Raw genomic sequence first — 17,708 nt, forward strand, 5'->3', positions numbered from 1 at the left:
TCAGTTTTGCCTTCTAGTTATAGCCACCTTCTTCCGGGTGGCTATATTAATATTATAACATATAAATATTAAAATGTAATAATTATTTATATTTTTTACTAAAAAAGTTTACATTTATAGTAAAACTAGTGAGCAAAAAAAGCTTCTCTTGCCTCATTGTTGTGTAGACCTATTTGCAGATTGTTCCAAGCGTCTTGATTGTTCTTATTCTTCGATTTTGGTCTATTTAAAGTCTGAAGCAATTTTTCAGTTTCAGGCGAGATTTTGTAGTCTGCATTCCCTAAAACGATTTGGTTGGCAAAAACGAAACCGGATTGAATCAAAGGAAATCCGAAGACTGAAGAATCGACCGGGCTAAAAGATAGCTGGCCTCTTGTCCAAGCTTCTTGAACAGAATCAATAGCAGTGTTGGTGTAAGCGTTTACTCTCTCCCTATGCCCGCGTGTTTCGATACTCCAATGCTGTCCGTTATGACTAATACCATACATCACAGCGTTAGACTCAAGAACCTTCTGCAGGGGTTTGTCGTAGCGCGTTTCTTGAATAACTTGACGACCAGAATCGTCTAATCCTCGTTTCTCGATAACAAGGGTTTTGCCGGGATCGGTAGACACCGCAACGGCTTTGCCATGGAGCAGTATCGAGAGCGGAGAATTGCGGTTCTCTTCTGCAGATAGTGTAAAGTCAGCAAATGCAGGTATTGATATTGAAGCTAAAGCTATGGCTATAATTGTTCTTTTCATAAACCTCTCCTTTATTTATCTTGGTTCTATAGTCATTGCGGACCAGTTGTCTTTTTCTTTTTTGAATTCCTCATTGATACCTTCAAGTTTCGAATCAAGCGGACCTTCATTAACTCTATCCCTCATAACATTTTTCCACTTCATAGCCCAATCACCCTGTTTTTCAAGCGATTTAGTATCAGATATTGCTGTAACGTTACCTAAACTTGTAGAAGAAACATCAGTAAAGTTTGTATTTCCGTTTATAGCACCGAATCCTGCAACAGCCATGGCACCGTATAATCCATTCATCCATACCGTTCCTGCCATAGCGATACCGCCTGTCGCTATACCTATCGCGATACCAACAGCGATAAGCGCTATACCAGTCCACCCAGATTTAGTTTTTTTGTCGTAAAAAACCTTGACGCGATCACAGCTAAATTTCGACAAATATTTGGGCTCGCCGGGATCACCATAATGCGGATTAAGATCACATGACACTTCGTGTAGATTTGCCCCGGAGATAACAGTTTTGCCATTGTCTAATACGTAAAATGGTTTTCCTACAGTCCCCATATCATTACCAATATCGGCAGGGGTCATAAATCCCCAGTGTGGCTTGAAATGCGCTTCAACGTGTGTCGTGACTTTCTTTCTAAATGGGCCACCACTAGTTGTTGTCCAAACTCTCACTTGAGGCTCAAGAAAAACGTATATCCCGGTAGTGGACTGGTAATGTTGCATAGCAATTCCCATCGCAGTCTGAAGACCGTATGGCTTTATCTTTATAAACGAATTTTTGTATTCTTCTTCATTAGACTTGAAATCTTCAAATGGATTGCCACCATATCGATTTTCCAAAATATCAACGCTTGCACGCGACAACGTGCCACCTTCGCTCTTGGGGTCAAAATCATATGGCGTAAAGAACTTTTGATATAGAGTTGCGGAACCGTCCGGGTGGCGCTTCATGCTAATTATTTGAATAGTGCCCATATCGTTCGCACCGTCAAACATTCCCATGACGACTGGTTCGTTTTTTGTTAGCTGGGTCATTGGTGAGGTTGCAACCTCTTTTGCTGACAAATGCGTCACTGCAGACATTGCCCCAGCATCATTATTGAGCTTTGTTTTTCCGCTTTGAATGAACTGCGTCAAATCGAAGTCTTCATCAGATTGAGACGCTTTATTCAAAACTAAATCTTTTCTATCAACTTGCTCCCAAGACGAAGCTACAGCCCCCGTGCCATAGGCCAAGGCGGTAGTCCCTAAAACCCCTTGATACAGAAATTGCTTCGACTTTCTCTTAATCTCTTGCTTGTTGTAAATCATATCAATACTCCTTTTTTGTTATTGGTACTATTATATCATATTTTACTAAATAGATCATTTCCTACAAAAATTAAGACATTGCCTATTGACAACCTGTTACAGTCGATCAAACCTACCGGCCAAAACCAAAAATGAGGTCAGGGGAATGCGCTTCGATCATGTGAAGGTTGTTGACGTTGTGGAGCAGGATAGCCGTCAATCCTCAGTCTATAGCGAAGGTAGCGGTCGCTATTTCGAGATTCAGACCGAGCATACCGGGGGTGTTACGACCAAGGTATTACTTGAGAACCAGAAAACGGGAAAACAACGCACTTGGTCGCTAGATAACACGAGCCTTTCGTTCTGGCCGGGACACGAGTTAATCATGGCATACGACGATCAAGGGCTTGCCATGTTCTATAACAAATCTACCGCCGAAATCGTGCGCATGAGAGCTGAGGCAGGCAAAAATGGTAGTTTAGTAGGAACAGTGATTTATTGTTCTCTACTTGAGTTGGTCATAGCTTTCCTTCCGATTTTTGGCCTATTGGCGTTCATATCGCTATTCAGGAAATCAGGCAACGGACCTGTAGTTGATAGACTTAACAGAAATTTTAGCGTTTTCACAATTCTGTTTAGTGTCTTCCTGATTTACTATTATTTCCAAAATGGCATTCATGCAGGCTTTGATATGGCCCAGAGTCTAGCAATACCTGCTCTAGTAGTGTCGTTGATTGTAGGTTTCGCAAGCATTAAAGGCGGGAATACCTACATTCAGGGTATTGAGAAAGCACTAATGAAAGAAGCCAATGCTAACAACTAATAATGCACAGGGGAGCACACCATGAACACCACCACACTCATAGCGGTAGCGTTGGCCTTCGTCGCTGGCTCTGCCATGGCACAAGAAGCCAGTGAATCTACTGATAAAACGGGCTACGAAGAGACCGTGGAAGGCACCTATGTCGATCTCGCGTATTGCCGTGCTGAGGATTTTCACGAAACCGTCATGGCCTTTCCCGACGCCAAGCGGGATCGAATCGTCGACGTGTGCATCGATATCCAGACTGGCGGGCCAGAGGGTCGCTTCTAATCTATCCACACCCGTTTCAAAACCGGGGAGCCTCACAAGCTCCCCTTTTCGTTTCTGGCGTTGTGGATCTCGCGATACACAGCGCCCGAGACCGTGCCAGACCTAAGCGGTTCCTCTACTGAATCAGCAATCGAACGGTAGACCTGAGCGAGCATGAGAGCCTTTCCGTAAGCCATATCACTACCTATGGCTTCCTGACCGCCTAAAAGCTCGTATGCGCTCGCGAGCGAGTGTCTTGACCCCAACACACGCTGTAGAGCTTCAGAAGCGTCTACGAGCCCCGCAAATTCGAATTCGATACCGCAATCGCTCAATGCGAACAGCAAGCGATAGAAGGTCTCTGAGGCTTGATAGCTGACCACGGTCCTACCAGCCAGAACCCTAGCCAAACGGTCCCAGGCTTGGCATAGAGACGGATACGCTGCCAAGGACGCGTAGTCCTCACCCGTGGCCGTATCACCCTCGAAAACATGCGTAGGGCTGATACCCGTAGCCAGCACAGGCTTACCCGCAGAATCGAACACAGCAAGGTCGTAGAGCTGTCCGTCATCAGTGAGAGACGTTTCTAGAAAAACCGGCTCACCTTGCATGAGGCTGAAGATATCGAGCTTGGCTTTTCTAGAAGCACCTGCTTTCAAAATTTCGTCTGTAGTGCGCACAAATGCGACGGGGTTATTGTTTGTTGTTATCAACATTTTGGATCTCCTTTATTGTTTTCAATCTTCCTTTTCAAGCCTGATTCCAAAGCTTCTATCTTGTTATCAATATCTCTAAGTGTGGATAAACAGATAATGCACGTAATAGATATAACCAGAGAAGATATTACCGCAGTAAAAAATAACAAAGACAATAAACTTAGAGTAATAATACCAGAGTTTAGAAGAAAAGCTATCTTACGGTTTCTCCTGTCTTTTTTTAAGCGTAGCCTGATATCTTGAATGGAATAATCTTCAAGCTCTTTATCTACTGCTTCGTCTGTGGACTTGGGGGTTAGCTTGGATTCAAGTTTTTGTAGTATATTCATTGTTGTTCTCCTTGATTATAGCCGACTTACTGGTCGGCCTTGTTGTTATTGGTTTCTATAGCTCTGTGCTTGTCAGCAAGTTCCGAGGCTTCTTTCGCAAGCCTTTTGTAGAAGAAATTCCTTTGTGCGTTTTTCTGGAATTCCTCAACAAATTTCTCGTATTCAGGAACTTTGTTGTAGTCAAGACGCTGTTCTAGAACAGAGACAGCATTTAAGCAGGCGTCAGGCTTGAAACGCTGGATATTGCTGTTAGCGATACACTGCTCGGTTAACTCGTCTGAGAGCGCTTCTATGACCTTCTGTTGAGCGTTGAACGAAACGCTTGCTTGGTCACTCCAGTCAGCAATTTTGTGAACCATATGGTCGTAGGTGATAAGCCAAGTGATACCGCTGGCAATACCTGCGATTGCTAGTGTTCCGACTGTTTTTGATATTGTTGATTTGATATTTTGCATAGCGTGTCTCCTTTTGTTTTTGTTATGCAGTTTTAATTGTCAATCCTTATTAACCTTTATTGAGTCTGTAAAAAATGAAACCTATGAATGGGACTAAGAAAAAAGCAACTACCGGAAATAAAACGTCAGGCAAATAAAGCCAAGCCAATCCAAGTCCTACTATTGCTACTATGAGCACTCCTGAAAGAAAATTCTCAATCATGGCATATCTCCTTTTGTATTAGTTTTTTGGTTGCTATTTCATATCCTTTGTTAGTTCGTAGAATCTCGCTGAAAACTTCCTGAACGACATTGATAGTTTTCTGGGTGAAGATACCAGCCTTCAACTTTTCCAGCTTCTGAGAAACCTTCCTACCTTTATTGAGCCTCTTGTTGTTCGTGTCGACTATGTAGAGTCTGTATTCAGTGCTCGAAGCGACAGTGAATTGAAAGCTCAATTCTAAATATTTCAGCGCTATCATTATTGTATGTATGTTGTATTTGCTCATAGTCACACCTCACTCAATCTCTATCGACAAGAATCGACAAGCTAACGGTGCTACTGACAGCAAACAGCACAGACCAACAAAGAAACTTGCTGAAGGTGGATAGTCGACCAAAAGGAAGAATCCAAATGCTATAAATGGTAGTAGCAAGTAAAGCGCGTAATTAAAAAACAATCTTAATGAGTCCATTATTTATCTCCTTTTATTTTTTTGCCAACGAATGCGACCCCGTGACCAACTGCGTTCCCGAAGTTAAAAAGCCAAGTTCCGAAAAACACGACAATCAAAACCAAGGAATTAATAAGCAATGCATTGAATGTGATTTGCATCCACTTCATGTCGCCAACGAATACGGACGCTACATGTGCAACTAGGAAAAGCAGAGCGTAAACAATCAGGATTCCACGAAGCTTTGAAGACCAGTGCCACAATCTGACATTGATATTTTTTTTGAACTTTTGTTTGGCGTTAGATTTAGCGATTGAAAACCCTGCCTTCATGTTTTTTATTCTTGTTCCCATTTCATTCTCCTTATAGTGTGTCTGTTATTATTTTTGCGAACCTAGGAACGTTTATTGCTGAAGTTGCAATGAACGATAACCCTAAAGTGATAGTTGCAACAGGACTAAAATCAATAGTGATAAGACCGGCGAAAGTTGCAAATGGTGTGATTGCTAGTAAAATTGTTTTCATAAATAATCTCCTTTGTTATTATGACTATTATTATATCATATAATTCAGTTAAATGTTGATTATTTAATGAGTTTTAATCATTCAAAAAGGGGCTAAATGCTGAGTATTAAGCAAAACTACAAGTTCTATAAGTTAATTTATTTTTCATTTCCACCTCATCATTTACTTGACAAGGTTTTGGGGTATGAAGATTTGCTTGATATTTGAAAGCAAGAATGGATATTGATTGAAGGACTATTTTGGAATTATATTGTTCAAGAAGGAAAAGCAGGAAGGTTTGTTCTTCAATAACATGGGTTGTCAGCAAAAAGAGCCACTGAAAAGGGCTCTTAGAAAATAATTTCAAAAATCAATTTGAACATATATCTTCTTTGCTAGCACCCATTACTATAACCATACTTGAAGAACATATGAAGGAATCAGCGTCAATAGAAACGAAACCTGCTCTGTCAGCAATGTCGGAATCAATATTGATTGCTCGCGCAAAGTTTACATTATTAAGAGAAGAGATATCGATTAAATTCGGATTATCGTTCAGGTTTAAAGTATTAACTCCAATTAAATTATCAAGGCCATCAAGTGAAATTAATTTATTTCCGCTTAAATTAAGAGAATCTACAGATGTAAGATTAGATAAAGCTTTTATAGATGCAATCTGATTATTTGAGAGATTCAAAGACATCCCCGGCAAATTTAAATTGGAAATGCCACTAATTGACTGTATTGCATTATTGCTAGCATCAAAGTCAAGAGAGGATGTTAAGTTTTCTAATCCATCTAAGCTTGTTAATTTATTGTTATTAATGTAAAAGTGGCTTACATAAGTAAGTTTAGACAAAGCCTTTAAAGAGGTGATTTTGTTAGATCCGAAGCTAAAATAATTTAAGCTATCTAAGTTTGACAAAGCCGAAACGTCTGAAATATTGTTATTCGTAAAATTAATCTGGCTGGCTTTAATAAGATTCGAGAGCGGTTCTATTGAGGACACGTTGTTATTCATGAAATCAATTGTGTTGACTTCAGAAAGTGAAGATAAACCACTTATATCCGAAATTGAGTTAAAGCCAAAATACATCATGTCAGGATTATTTTTTGGGTATAAAGAAGTTGGAAGCTCGGTCAGGGAATTTCTACTCCAGTCTATGTAATCGAAATCTTGGTCTTCTGGATTATCTAAGCCGTGTTCTAGTGCAAATGTTACCCAAGCATTTACCGGCTCATCTTCCACAGGAGGTGTTACTACTGAGTCACCCTGAGCTTTAACACCAGAAATTGGATACCTGAACATAAAACCTGCATTGGCTGACAAACTCGCTGTCGCGACTGCTAATGCTATTGTTGTTAAAATTGCTTTTTTCATAATTACTCTCCTTTTTTGTTAGTGTGGGCTTCCTGCCCTATATGAAATTCAACCTTAAATGAGCCTCACTAAGCCGTCTGTCATTAACAGCAAACCAAGAACCCCAAAAAAATAGACCGTATATAATTGTTTTTGTTTCATAACTCAATCCTTCCTAGTTTCGTTCCTGCACCTCCTTTCTCGCCCCATCGACTGTATTGGATACCTTGAACTTCAATAACACGACCGCTAGCCATGCTGAAAGTGCCCAGAATCGATTTCACTGTAGCGTGATAGTCAATTTTATCCGGTTGTCGCTTATCCAAGATTACACCGCCGATATGAACTGGCTTGTTGTTTCTAAAAACAAACACTGCTTGATCGTCTTCAACAATGAAGCCGATTCTGTAGTCACTCAACTGCGCCACGGTCTCTTTGATAAACAGCCTTTGTTTATTGACCAGAAGCTCAAGCTTTAGCTTATCCAAACAGCAATCCACAAATTATTGTGATTACCGGCGTAGCTAGAAAACCGATAGATACCATAACAGCTCTTTTAGTAGACATATTCTTTCTCCTTTAATTTCACAAGCTCCGAATTGGTTTCGTGAGCAAGTTTATAAATGTAGTTTGTTGCGACAAGTTCGTTGAACGCACGAGCAATGGCTATCAACTTCCTTGATCCAAAATCTGCTTCGTTTGAAACGACTTTGGCTATACCTTTATCAATATTGCTAAACCTGAACCCCTTGGTTAGCTTTCGATTGCTTGAATCCACAACATAAACTTTATAAGAACTACTGCCAGCAACCGCAATTTTTAAACCAAGCTCAAGGCGCTCTAACTCCTTGGCATAACCTTCAATGTCATATATTGTTTTTATCATAACCTGATTTCCCCTCTTCATCCTGCAGTATTTTTCTATTACAACCTAACCCCTAAAAGTTTAAATCAATTTCAACCTACAAATATTATAGCACATTAAATATAAAACATCATACTTTTTTATACATTTATTTCAATTTTACAATGCCAAATCCGATTATACCGCAATATTACTACATTACTAACAGAGCGCAATAACTATATTTTTACTATCAATAACCAAGACCTTGTTCTTTTCTCTTACGGCTTGCTTTATTTGCCATCATTTTTATGTATTCGTCATAACACTGCTCCACTTCTCGAAGCTGTTTGCTAATGCCTGTATATCCTTTTCCACTTGATCCATTCTGTTCGAGTCTCTGTCTAGTCTTTCGAATATAAGATCTAGCGTCTCCACGTTGTTGCTCAATACTTCTATCAATTCGTTGATTTTGGTTGTCGACCTGTCTTGCGAAATCATTAACTGATTCAATAACTGCTTGAATATCTCTATTATCTGTTGTTCGTTCTTCATTTGTGTTCTCCTTGTTTTTGTTTTTTTCAATCTGTTGTCTTGCTTCTAACGGAACTCTCCAACGCGTGTCAGGATTCGCATACATTGAACTGACCCTGAAATTTTTCAGTGTGTTGTCTATAAAATCGGCGTCGGCTTTACCATCGTCTTTCTTTGAAGCATTCAAAATACTACCAGTAGAAAGCCCTGTAGTTGCTTTTGCACGATTGGCATACTTCGACAACCTGATTTTGTAACGACTCTGATTGAACTCAAGACGAGTTTGATAAAGCTCTTCATACTTCTTCTGAGCCTCTGCCATTCGTTCCGGTGCCTGCGCTTTGAACTCGTTCGATTCCTGTTGCTTCTTTTCTCGCAACGATTCGACATTGAAATCGAAGTCAGCCTTGAACACTTCACCGCGTAGAGCTATCGGACGGGCGTTCTCAGCCGTGTTGTTCGGATTCTTGATAGAGATACGCGACTTCCTTTGCTTAGCGTCATGATTGACCTCTAAGCCCAGACGCTCGATTTCTTTGATAATGTCAGCACGGCTTCGAATCACACCATTTTCTATCTGGTCTTCCATGTGATCATTGAGTTGCTGAGCAATTTCTTTGACCCCAGGCCATTTCTTGTTCGTGGCCTCAATCAAACGACGCTTAGCCGGGTCTTTGGGGTCTTCCATACCGAATTTGGCGTTGGTGTAGTTCTGGAAGCTGTCTACACGGTGGAAGTCGTGCTTGTGATAGTAGGCATTGAATCGTTTACCCGTAGCCAGATCCACGCCTCCGACGAACAGGTGGACATGCTGATTCGAATCCTTGTCCCTGTGCAGATTCGCATAGACAGGCACCCTAGCCGTGTCCAGACCGGGCATGAGAGCGTCTATGAACTCTTCGACACGATCCTTGACGAATTTCTGTGATAGCTCCTTTTCAGGGAAAGCCACCACGAAGTGCGTGTATTTCCCTCTGTGTGGGCCATTCGAGATTTTCATTAGAAAGTCGTCAGCCTGACCGATTAGCTCGATAGGCTTGGCCTTTCTATCGTTTTTCTCCCAATCCTGTCCCCCAGTGACGTAAGCAATACCGTTCTTCACAGCCTTCATTGGCTGTGAAGGGTTGGATTTGTGAGCAGTCGGCTTAATCATCATAGCTCTGTCTCCTTGTTGTTATAGATTATGTGTTTATCAACGAGAGCCTGAATCTTCTCACCGTTATTGCTCAAATCGAAAAGAGCGTCTAAAAGCTTCTCGCGGATATCGGCTAACTCAACCATGTTGCCTTCAACATTGTTGCTATTGAGGTGAACGGCTATCTGGTTAATGTTGTTTCCGATTCTCTGAAATTGAGCACTGAGATAGTTCGTGTGATTCAATAGCTCGGGGTCGACCTGAATGACTTCTTCTACTCTATGAGCCTTGCGTCTTTTGAAAACCTCCAAACCTTTGCTGGCTCGAATGCTTTCCATTTTCTCTAAGAACTGGTGCTCAGTGATATTGAACTCTCTCACAGCATGAAAGCTGTAAAGCAAAGTGCGAACGAGATATGACATTGTATATCCAGAACCTTCACTAAGCTTCTTAAACATTTTCTTTTCTTTGGGAGTCAAATGAACTTTCAAACTCTCAGTATTTAGATAATCGCTTTTCATATATTCACCTCCCTTATTATTGTTTTTGTCTTTCTAATTTCTTTAAGTGTTGTGCCAGTGCTCTATCCCTAGTCTTCCTGTCAACACCACCGTAAATCAGAAACTTCATTTCTGTCTGACCATAAATGGATTCTAAGGTTTCGTCATAGTTGCTAATCGGTAAAATTTGGTCAGGGTGATATCTCAGAATCTTAAGATAGTGCCAAAATTTAATGTTTCTTGAATGCCTATGATATAGCTCCATCCAATTCCACCAAGTGTAAGCAACTACAATAACTCCACCTACAGCTAGTAAAGTTTGTAGATTGATAAAGAACCAGTGCCAGTTATGAAGTAGATTTGATAAAACGTGATAAAAAGCGAATATCATAAACAGAATCATGCCTACCATTCCGACTCTCATACCTCTACATCTTCGTCTGCATTCGCTTTCCCAATATTTAGGATGGTAGCCTAATTTGATAGCGTCGATATCTCTGTTTTCATCTCTCGAATAATTGAATTCATCTTCAGTGAAAGGTATTGTTCCCATGTTCTGAGCTTTCTCAATTACCTGTCTATATTCATCCATTGTGTTAAGCATTTGGGGCTTGAAGCTAAAGTAATTTAAATAACTGACAGGTTGCCTCAAAAAGAAACCTGTAACCCCTTTCCTCTTAACTAACTTTTTATCGTATCTTGGATTACCGACATACTCGAAGAACGATTTTCTTGCCTCCAATTTTGATTTTTCCATGACTCATTTCTCCTTTTTTTGAACTGCCATCCTTGGCATTTCGTCATTGTTATTTGTTATCAAGAAAAGCAACGTAGTTGCTTAACCGGGTAAAGGGTGGAACCCTTTCGAGAACTCCATTCCCCAGTTTTTAGGGGAATGGTGTATCCTCGCTTTTCTTTTAAACCCGAAATAAATTATAACACATTTTTTAAAAGTATGTTATAATTATTTAATAAAGATTTTTCTGATACATATTTAAGCTGTATATGTAAGCGGATAAATACTTATTGATAACAACAACAAATTGGAGGCAATAACAATGAATGATAGAGCAAAGGTTTTAAATGCTTACAGTCAATTCTTAGTGAATCGTGAGCGACTTAAAGAGTTAGAGGTTATACGCATTGAAGCAAGCTTGATAATAGCCAACCACTACAACAAAAAGGAGAATGGTTATGGAAGACAAAAATGAAAAAAAGAACATAGGCGGTAAGCTTTTTTTATGGCCGTTCCTGATTTTAATATCGGTCGGAATTGGAATAGCGATTGGATATGGAAAAGGATATAACATTGTAAAGAATCAATCCGACGACACCGAAAAAGTTTATGCTGTTACGGGCAGTCTTGAGAACTATTTAGTTAAAGTCTGTCTATATTCAGAGGCGCAACAATATCAACGTTTAAATTGCGACTATCTTTTAACGTATCTTTCTAAAGACCTTCGAAACTATTCAGTGATATCGAAGAGCGAAAAAGATAGCTATATAGAAAGGTTAGGAAAGAAAATAGAGCAACAGAGGAAATTATCAATTCGTTGATAACAACATAACAACAAAGGAGAATTGTCATGGACGACAAACAAAAAGAAGAAAGGTATTTAGAGCTTGCTAACAAAGCATTGAAGCATATGGAGAAAGCTCTACTTATTCTCACAAGCAACAGATTAGTATGGGGCATTCTGGGCTTATCCGCGATTTATCTCGGAGTAATAGCTACACAGTCACCCGAAACTTTCCTTGTTTCAATGAAGTTTTGGAGGTGATCTATGGAAGCTTTTATGGATAACATAACAGGACAGCCCGGCGGTTTTTACTGGGAATCAATGGAATTGATTTTTGGTGGTTGGATTAACGCACCATGGGGCAACGGTGACGGCTCATACACAGTCATAACCCTCTTTCTAGGGGCGTTTGCGCAATTGAGCACAGTAGCTTTTGCTATCGGCGTGTTTTGGGGAATACTTTCAGGAACTGTAGCTACGGCAAATGAAGGAAAATTTGGCGGTTCAATCATTGATCCCGTTTGGTGGCCTTTCAGAACGATAATCGGCGCTGCATTACTGGCACCAGCTTCATTCAGTATGCAAGGTCTGCCCAAAGACTTGCCACATGGAGTTTATATTCCCTATATAAGTGTGATTGCAGTCTATGCAACTGGTGTTGGTAGCAACATAGCTGACCAATTCACCTACTGGGCTATGGAATCAATCATGGGCCGAAGCGTTGACCTTGGTAGCTCCGGCAATGGCTATGTAGTCATGAACACCATGCTTCGTCAGTCTATGTGTATGCGTGCAATGACATACAGCATGAAAGAGCTTGGCGACGAAGATCCCATATGGGCAAGAGGTCAATTCGAGCGTCAACCGTTCCAGTATCTACCTTCTTCAGGTGGCTACCAAGTGTTGAGCAACACTGGAGCTAGCTCAATGATCGGTCTTGGTCCTGTCGGTCGTTGCGGTAAAATCGGCAGAGAATTAAGCACTGACGAGAATGGCGAGTTATTGAATAATATTGACGCACCTCTAAATGCATTGAATGTCAAGTATGTGACCAAAATGTATAAAGAGATTGTCGACCCTTTAACTTCTTTCAACGGTGGTCAAAGCTCTCTACATTACTCAGAATTAGAGGCTGGGCTGGTGTCAGGCTCAGGTGCGAACACGCAAAAACTTCTCAACGCTAGTGCAAAATATATTCAGTTTGCAGAAGAATATGAATCTGAATTGAAGGCTATTATCGCTAAAGCGCTAGCTGACGAAGTTGAAGGTAAAGGTTTAAAGGTAGACATAGTTAATGGTGAAATTCGCCTGACAACCACCATGGAAGCCGTGAAGCGCTATGGTTGGGGGCTTCTAGGAGCTTACTATTCAATTATGTCAAAGACGCTTTCAGAAGCAAGCAACAATATAGTTATTAGCGGTGATAGCGTTACGTACACTATGGAAAATAGTGAGGCTTGCTCTATTACTTCGAATATTCCTTGGTATAATTTTTGGACTGACGAGGAAGCTGATTGCAAGTATCTACAACACTTCACGAATGTCAATCTAGTTCTAGAAGCTGTTAAGAATAGAGCAGGTGTTACTTCTAATAAATATGCGAGCGTAACAACTGCTTGTGACGATAATGGTTGCGACAAGAGAAGTTTCAAGAATTCGTTGACTAATGTCATGTCTTCGCCTTATCTGCAAACATACGGACAGTTTAATAGACCGTTGAATCTTGGTATCCAAGAAAGTCTTTTTACTGCTTTTATGGGTGATGGTGACGACGGTGTAAATAATGTTGGCTGGGTTGGTACAAGAGATGGTTTCGGCACAAGTATGGCGAATCAAGAAGTCAGCGCTTCCGGTATGCAAATCGGAAATTGGGTTATGTACGTCTCAAATCTGGGTCAAAGCATTATTATCGGCAACACGATAATGAATTTTGCCTTGGCTACTGCTCAGGGCGCTGCCGAATTTGCTTCAACCTCGGTAACTTCTTGGGGTGGTTCCGGTGCTTTAGCGGGTGTAGCAATGTACTGGATAAGTTTCTTCAAGGTCATAAACGGCATATTTGCTATGTACGGTATCGGCTATGCATATCTAATACCTATGGCTCCTGTTCTTATTTTCGGCATGGGTTATTTATCGGTATTATTGTTGCAATCTTCGGGCATTATTATCAGCCCAATGGTTCCAGCGGTAGCTTTTAGACCAGAAGGTAAAGGAATGAGCGGTCAAAATCTTGGCAGAACACTTGGCTGGACTTATACATTGGTCTTTCAAGCGCCAGCTTTGATTGCAGGTTTTGTTTTATCAATGTTTATAACTGGTATCGGGTATGTGTTCTTTAATACTGTGTTCTTCATGATTTTTGGTCAAGGGTCTTGGATGCTCAATCCCTACAATCTTATTGGCATGGCAACTCTGCATTTTGCTGGGTTAACCATTCTTCTACACACTTGTTTCAAATCAGGCATAGTGTTTAAAGACTTGTTCCTAGATTTCGTGTCAGGCAAAGACTACAACATGGGTGGTCATATCGACAACATATCTACTGATAGAGTGGGTCAGTCGTTAATGGACGCAGGTGCAAACTCTAAAGTCAATCTGGGAGCAAAAGTTGGGGAAATGATTGCTCAAAAAAGATTAGGAAACAATCGCGGAGGCCAAGGTAAGACTAAATAATCAGCAAAAAGGGGCAGAAAGCCCCCTTTCAAATAATTACAATGAAACCAAAAAAGGGAACACATTATGAAAAATCAAAGAGGATACGCATTATTATTAACCATGGGAATTGCTGTTATAACATTGTCGCTAACTATTATAACGTTTTCCGATAATATTAGAAAATTAACGGATGCTGAGCGTGAAATAACTATTAGCAGTGCTGCTCAAACAGCTTCAACCTTTCTTGAAGCCAATATACAAGCTGTTTCGGGTATCGGCTGGATGCCTGAAGGTCGAATCACAGTTGAAGATCTGGTAGCTAGGAATGTCTCTTTGCCCGGATTTCCTCATATCTTAGATCAAGAAGTTGTCGCTTACTACGTGGTTGCTCAGGACCAGCCGAAGCGCGTGGATTTACTGATAACAACAGAAGGCAAACCAAATCAAGGATTGCTCGCAAAATACGGCTGGCAGGACGACTACAGCCGTTTTGTTCGCTCTGTAATTGATAGCAAAGCTATCGATCTCACAGTGTCTGGTGAACCTACTGGTGCTATCGTTGGTGAAATTGTCAACGGCAAGCTTGAAGGACGAAATGGTCAAGATGTCGACTTATCCAGTTTTGAAGGTTTTTTAGACGAATCACATAGTCGGATTGGGATCTTTGTCGAAGCACCAAATCAACTGGTTGACTGGACGCTGTTTTTCGGTGATTTGAACTGGAATAGCTATCAGCCTAGCGTCTCAGGCAATCGTGAAGCTGGTGACGCTTGGATTCACTATACACATAGCAAGCCCGCATTCCAGAATGCAGGTGCTAGGCTATTTTGTAGCAATGGTCTTGCTAGTGTCGGAATAGAAGAAGTAACCGACGGTTGGGTGATTTTGCCTGACGATCAACACGGTATCTGCCTAGAATCGCTTTCAAGCACTATTAGAGACAACCTTACAGCAAAGACATATTTTCAGTTCTTGACTTCTGGGTCGGCCATTTCTAGTCGTTCGCCAGACCCACTAGGATCGTCTCCTGAATTGTGGGGTAACAAATGCCATGTGGTGAGTGCTAATTATGGTCAGAAGCCACTACAAGTCGAAGTCGATTGCTTTGATACTAGCGAAATAAGAACATTCACAAATCCTTTTTTGATTGAAGGTCTAAAAGCTTCAAGGATTGATAGCCAAGTCGTCGCTAACAATCACGGCTATGGCGGGGTTTATGATTCGAGCTATGAATCAGGTACGGAATCAGTGACGAAGCGGTTTATGCTCGATGACTACGTGACTAACAATGAATTTGGCGATCAGTGTAAAAAAGTTATTCAGTTCGAAAGTATTACAGATTCCGGCATTCATTACACATGTAAAACTAATGATAATGGAAAACTATCTGACTACTTTAGTTTTATACCCACAGAAGATTTTTTTCCATTTCATTGCGCTGTGCTTAATATAGAAACGATTTCAGTTGGTGGAAATCTTGGCCTCGACGCTACTTGTGAATCTGCTATAAACGTTAATCATGACTTTATAATACCAAGTTATATTATGGTCCAGTCTTTAGCGACTGAAATTTCAGAAGACCGTTACTTATACATTTATACAGTATCAGGCCAAATGACTACCGGGACCGGTGTTGAAGGAATTCGACAGTCTGGCTTCTGGGTCGGCAAGCGCGGTCCCTCTTCAAAACGAGTAGAGATTAGCTACGATTCCGGCAGTGGTCCCGCTGAAATGAGCTTGGTGGTCCCGTTCCAGTATCAGTAATCCATAGCTTAATGAAGCCCGCTTTTGAGCGGGTTTTTTGATCTCAAAAACGCTTCTATACACAACAATGTGTTTTAAAGTGTCATAAAGTGTTTTGTGGCACTTTAAAGTGTTTTAAGGATTCTTAAGGTGTTTTAAAACACTTTGTAGCACCTTAATGTGTTTTAAAACAAGAATAGATATAAATGAATTTGCCTTGGGTTCGATAGGTGGCTTAGCCGGTTTCATGGCTGTGCTACCTGTCGAAAGGGGTTAGCCCTACGACTGAGCCGGGTTTGTGGCTGTGTCGTAATGGTTTATAGGTGGCTTAGCCGGGTTCATGGCTGTGGCACCTGTCGAAAGGGGTTTGCCCTACGACTGAGCCGGGTTCGTGGCTGTGTCGTAATGGTTTATAGGTGGCTTAGCCGGGTTCTGAGGCTGTGGCACCTATGGAATGGCTGTTGCCCTACGACTGAGCCGATAGGCTGTGTCGGTGGTCATTTTGTGATCAACGGGGTTATTGATCACAGAATCAACGGTTTGTGGGCTAGTGCGAATATTTTTTGCATTATCATTCATGATGGGTATTGGCTTTCCAGATAAATTATTGTTATCGAATATAATTTTTTCAAAATCCATAATCCATATGTGACTGTTTTTACTCACATTCTTTGGGTCAGTGGCAGCGAAAATTATAATTTTTTTAAAAATCTGCGTTTTCTGGTGTTGACATTCTCAGATAGGTCAGGGTTTAGGGTTGACACGCATTGTGGATCATGATCTAATGCGTCTGTCAACAGGGATACGGGATTTCCTGTTCTTTAGCTAATTTTCCAATTCAGGAGAGGCTATGAGAAAAAACGAAGGTGAATAATGACTACAACAGCAATCGGTGTGAACGACTATAATCAGAGCAACAACAACACTTCTCTTTACGTTCGAAAAATTGAGTTAGCCAGCGACAAATACCGCGCTGTCGAGCAATTCGAAGCTACGCTTGTCGTTGAACTCAAGACAAAGAAAGTCCTTTCTGACTTCCTTCTGCATTTTCACTGGGAATCTGGCTTTGACAGACCTGTCGTGACGGTTGAGTCGAGAGCCGGTGCCTTGCCACACCAATTCCTTCAGAAAGAGCTGACCGACCTCTGTGTCGACTTCGTTCGCGAGAATCGCCGGTCTCTGTGTGTAGACAAGAGCTATCCGCTATCTACCTGCACGAAGCACGCTACCAAGCTCCAGAAGCTTCAGGACGCACTGTTCGTCTCCAAGCCTGACGACGCGGGCTATGTGCTTCTAGCCTACGAAGACCTTCGTGGTGAAGCGCGTATCGCAAAATCTGGCAACGTTATCCGGCATAGCGACTTCGTTTTTGCGCTGAAAGAGCGTCTGAACGCTGACCACCTCGGTAAAAATGGCGAAGATATCGACGACGCATTTTTCGAGAAGGTCAGTGCTGTTGCTTCACTAGAATTGAAGGCAATCGCGTAGCGGTAGCCTGAACCAAGTCTTGCCAGCCGTGTGCTGGCAGACCTAGCAGTAAGCAGTACGAAAGAAAAGCACGTTGGGCTTGGGTTTACTGTTTCATTGCGGGAACCGGCTTAGCGGTCAGGGGGGCGGTCATGCGCTGTTCTTTTGAAAGAATTTGCTGACAA

At 41.3% G+C, this 17,708-nt stretch carries 20 protein-coding genes; 8 read left to right on the forward strand and 12 right to left on the reverse strand.

Features of this window, described 5'->3' with window-relative positions:
• Positions 1 to 125 precede the first annotated feature (125 nt).
• Together BC443_RS18505 and BC443_RS06840 are read right to left on the reverse strand one after the other, a co-directional pair.
• Positions 126 to 743, reverse strand: coding sequence for a hypothetical protein (locus tag BC443_RS18505; protein ID WP_139284252.1), 618 nt, complete (start codon positions 741 to 743; stop codon positions 126 to 128).
• 15 nt (positions 744 to 758) lie between these two features.
• The gene (locus BC443_RS06840) at positions 759 to 2,057 is read right to left on the reverse strand and encodes a hypothetical protein (RefSeq protein WP_071231076.1); all 1,299 of its coding nucleotides are present in this window, start codon (positions 2,055 to 2,057) and stop codon (positions 759 to 761) included.
• A 364-nt stretch (positions 2,058 to 2,421) separates the two neighbouring features.
• Here BC443_RS06840 and BC443_RS06845 point away from each other — a divergent pair, with 364 nt between their 5' ends.
• On the forward strand, positions 2,422 to 2,859 hold the full coding sequence (locus tag BC443_RS06845; protein ID WP_170835855.1) for a hypothetical protein: 438 nt from the start codon (positions 2,422 to 2,424) through the stop codon (positions 2,857 to 2,859).
• A 21-nt stretch (positions 2,860 to 2,880) separates the two neighbouring features.
• Positions 2,881 to 3,129: a hypothetical protein gene (locus BC443_RS06850; RefSeq protein WP_071231078.1), complete on the forward strand. Its 249-nt coding sequence runs from the start codon at positions 2,881 to 2,883 to the stop codon at positions 3,127 to 3,129.
• A 32-nt stretch (positions 3,130 to 3,161) separates the two neighbouring features.
• Here the strand turns inward: BC443_RS06850 and BC443_RS06855 are convergent, their stop codons facing one another.
• From BC443_RS06855 to BC443_RS06895, 10 genes are all read right to left on the reverse strand, one after another.
• Entirely contained in the window at positions 3,162 to 3,824 is a 663-nt protein-coding gene (locus BC443_RS06855) for a hypothetical protein (RefSeq protein WP_071231079.1), read from the reverse strand.
• Positions 3,818 to 4,153 (reverse strand): hypothetical protein, encoded by a 336-nt coding sequence (locus BC443_RS18510; RefSeq protein WP_139284253.1) that lies wholly within the window; start codon positions 4,151 to 4,153, stop codon positions 3,818 to 3,820. Before BC443_RS18510 ends, BC443_RS06855 begins: the two co-directional genes overlap by 7 nt.
• Positions 4,154 to 4,179: 26 nt before the next feature.
• On the reverse strand, positions 4,180 to 4,608 hold the full coding sequence (locus tag BC443_RS06860) for a hypothetical protein (protein ID WP_071231080.1): 429 nt from the start codon (positions 4,606 to 4,608) through the stop codon (positions 4,180 to 4,182).
• A 673-nt stretch (positions 4,609 to 5,281) separates the two neighbouring features.
• A complete protein-coding gene (locus BC443_RS06870; RefSeq protein ID WP_071231082.1) occupies positions 5,282 to 5,614 on the reverse strand; it encodes a hypothetical protein in 333 nt (110 codons plus the stop codon).
• 521 nt (positions 5,615 to 6,135) lie between these two features.
• Complete coding sequence (locus BC443_RS18515) at positions 6,136 to 7,146, reverse strand: leucine-rich repeat domain-containing protein (RefSeq protein ID WP_139284254.1); 1,011 nt, start codon at positions 7,144 to 7,146, stop codon at positions 6,136 to 6,138.
• A 137-nt stretch (positions 7,147 to 7,283) separates the two neighbouring features.
• A complete protein-coding gene (locus tag BC443_RS06875; RefSeq protein ID WP_071231083.1) occupies positions 7,284 to 7,613 on the reverse strand; it encodes a hypothetical protein in 330 nt (109 codons plus the stop codon).
• Positions 7,614 to 7,681: 68 nt separating this feature from the next.
• Positions 7,682 to 8,011 carry a hypothetical protein gene (locus BC443_RS06880; protein WP_071231084.1) on the reverse strand — a complete coding sequence of 110 codons (330 nt, stop codon included), beginning with the start codon at positions 8,009 to 8,011 and terminating at the stop codon, positions 7,682 to 7,684.
• A gap of 211 nt (positions 8,012 to 8,222) precedes the next feature.
• The gene (locus BC443_RS06885) at positions 8,223 to 9,659 is read right to left on the reverse strand and encodes a hypothetical protein (protein ID WP_071231085.1); all 1,437 of its coding nucleotides are present in this window, start codon (positions 9,657 to 9,659) and stop codon (positions 8,223 to 8,225) included.
• Entirely contained in the window at positions 9,656 to 10,159 is a 504-nt protein-coding gene (gene mobC, locus BC443_RS06890) for a plasmid mobilization relaxosome protein MobC (protein WP_071231086.1), read from the reverse strand. Before mobC ends, BC443_RS06885 begins: the two co-directional genes overlap by 4 nt.
• A 16-nt stretch (positions 10,160 to 10,175) precedes the next feature.
• Positions 10,176 to 10,895 carry a hypothetical protein gene (locus BC443_RS06895; RefSeq protein ID WP_071231087.1) on the reverse strand — a complete coding sequence of 240 codons (720 nt, stop codon included), beginning with the start codon at positions 10,893 to 10,895 and terminating at the stop codon, positions 10,176 to 10,178.
• A 301-nt stretch (positions 10,896 to 11,196) separates the two neighbouring features.
• Here BC443_RS06895 and BC443_RS18785 point away from each other — a divergent pair, with 301 nt between their 5' ends.
• From BC443_RS18785 to BC443_RS06910, 6 genes are all read left to right on the forward strand, one after another.
• Complete coding sequence (locus tag BC443_RS18785; protein ID WP_170835856.1) at positions 11,197 to 11,349, forward strand: hypothetical protein; 153 nt, start codon at positions 11,197 to 11,199, stop codon at positions 11,347 to 11,349.
• Complete coding sequence (locus tag BC443_RS18520; RefSeq protein WP_139284255.1) at positions 11,333 to 11,695, forward strand: hypothetical protein; 363 nt, start codon at positions 11,333 to 11,335, stop codon at positions 11,693 to 11,695. Before BC443_RS18785 ends, BC443_RS18520 begins: the two co-directional genes overlap by 17 nt.
• Positions 11,696 to 11,724: 29 nt before the next feature.
• Positions 11,725 to 11,919: a hypothetical protein gene (locus tag BC443_RS06900; protein WP_071231088.1), complete on the forward strand. Its 195-nt coding sequence runs from the start codon at positions 11,725 to 11,727 to the stop codon at positions 11,917 to 11,919.
• Between the two features lie 3 nt (positions 11,920 to 11,922).
• Positions 11,923 to 14,331, forward strand: coding sequence for a hypothetical protein (locus BC443_RS18525; protein ID WP_139284256.1), 2,409 nt, complete (start codon positions 11,923 to 11,925; stop codon positions 14,329 to 14,331).
• 66 nt (positions 14,332 to 14,397) lie between these two features.
• Positions 14,398 to 16,077 carry a hypothetical protein gene (locus BC443_RS18530; RefSeq protein ID WP_139284257.1) on the forward strand — a complete coding sequence of 560 codons (1,680 nt, stop codon included), beginning with the start codon at positions 14,398 to 14,400 and terminating at the stop codon, positions 16,075 to 16,077.
• 852 nt (positions 16,078 to 16,929) lie between these two features.
• On the forward strand, positions 16,930 to 17,544 hold the full coding sequence (locus tag BC443_RS06910) for a hypothetical protein (protein ID WP_071231090.1): 615 nt from the start codon (positions 16,930 to 16,932) through the stop codon (positions 17,542 to 17,544).
• The last annotated feature ends 164 nt before the right edge of the window (positions 17,545 to 17,708 follow it).

The sequence above is a fragment of the Salinicola sp. MIT1003 genome, assembly GCF_001858555.1.
GTDB classification, from domain to species: Bacteria; Pseudomonadota; Gammaproteobacteria; order Pseudomonadales; family Halomonadaceae; genus Salinicola; species Salinicola salarius.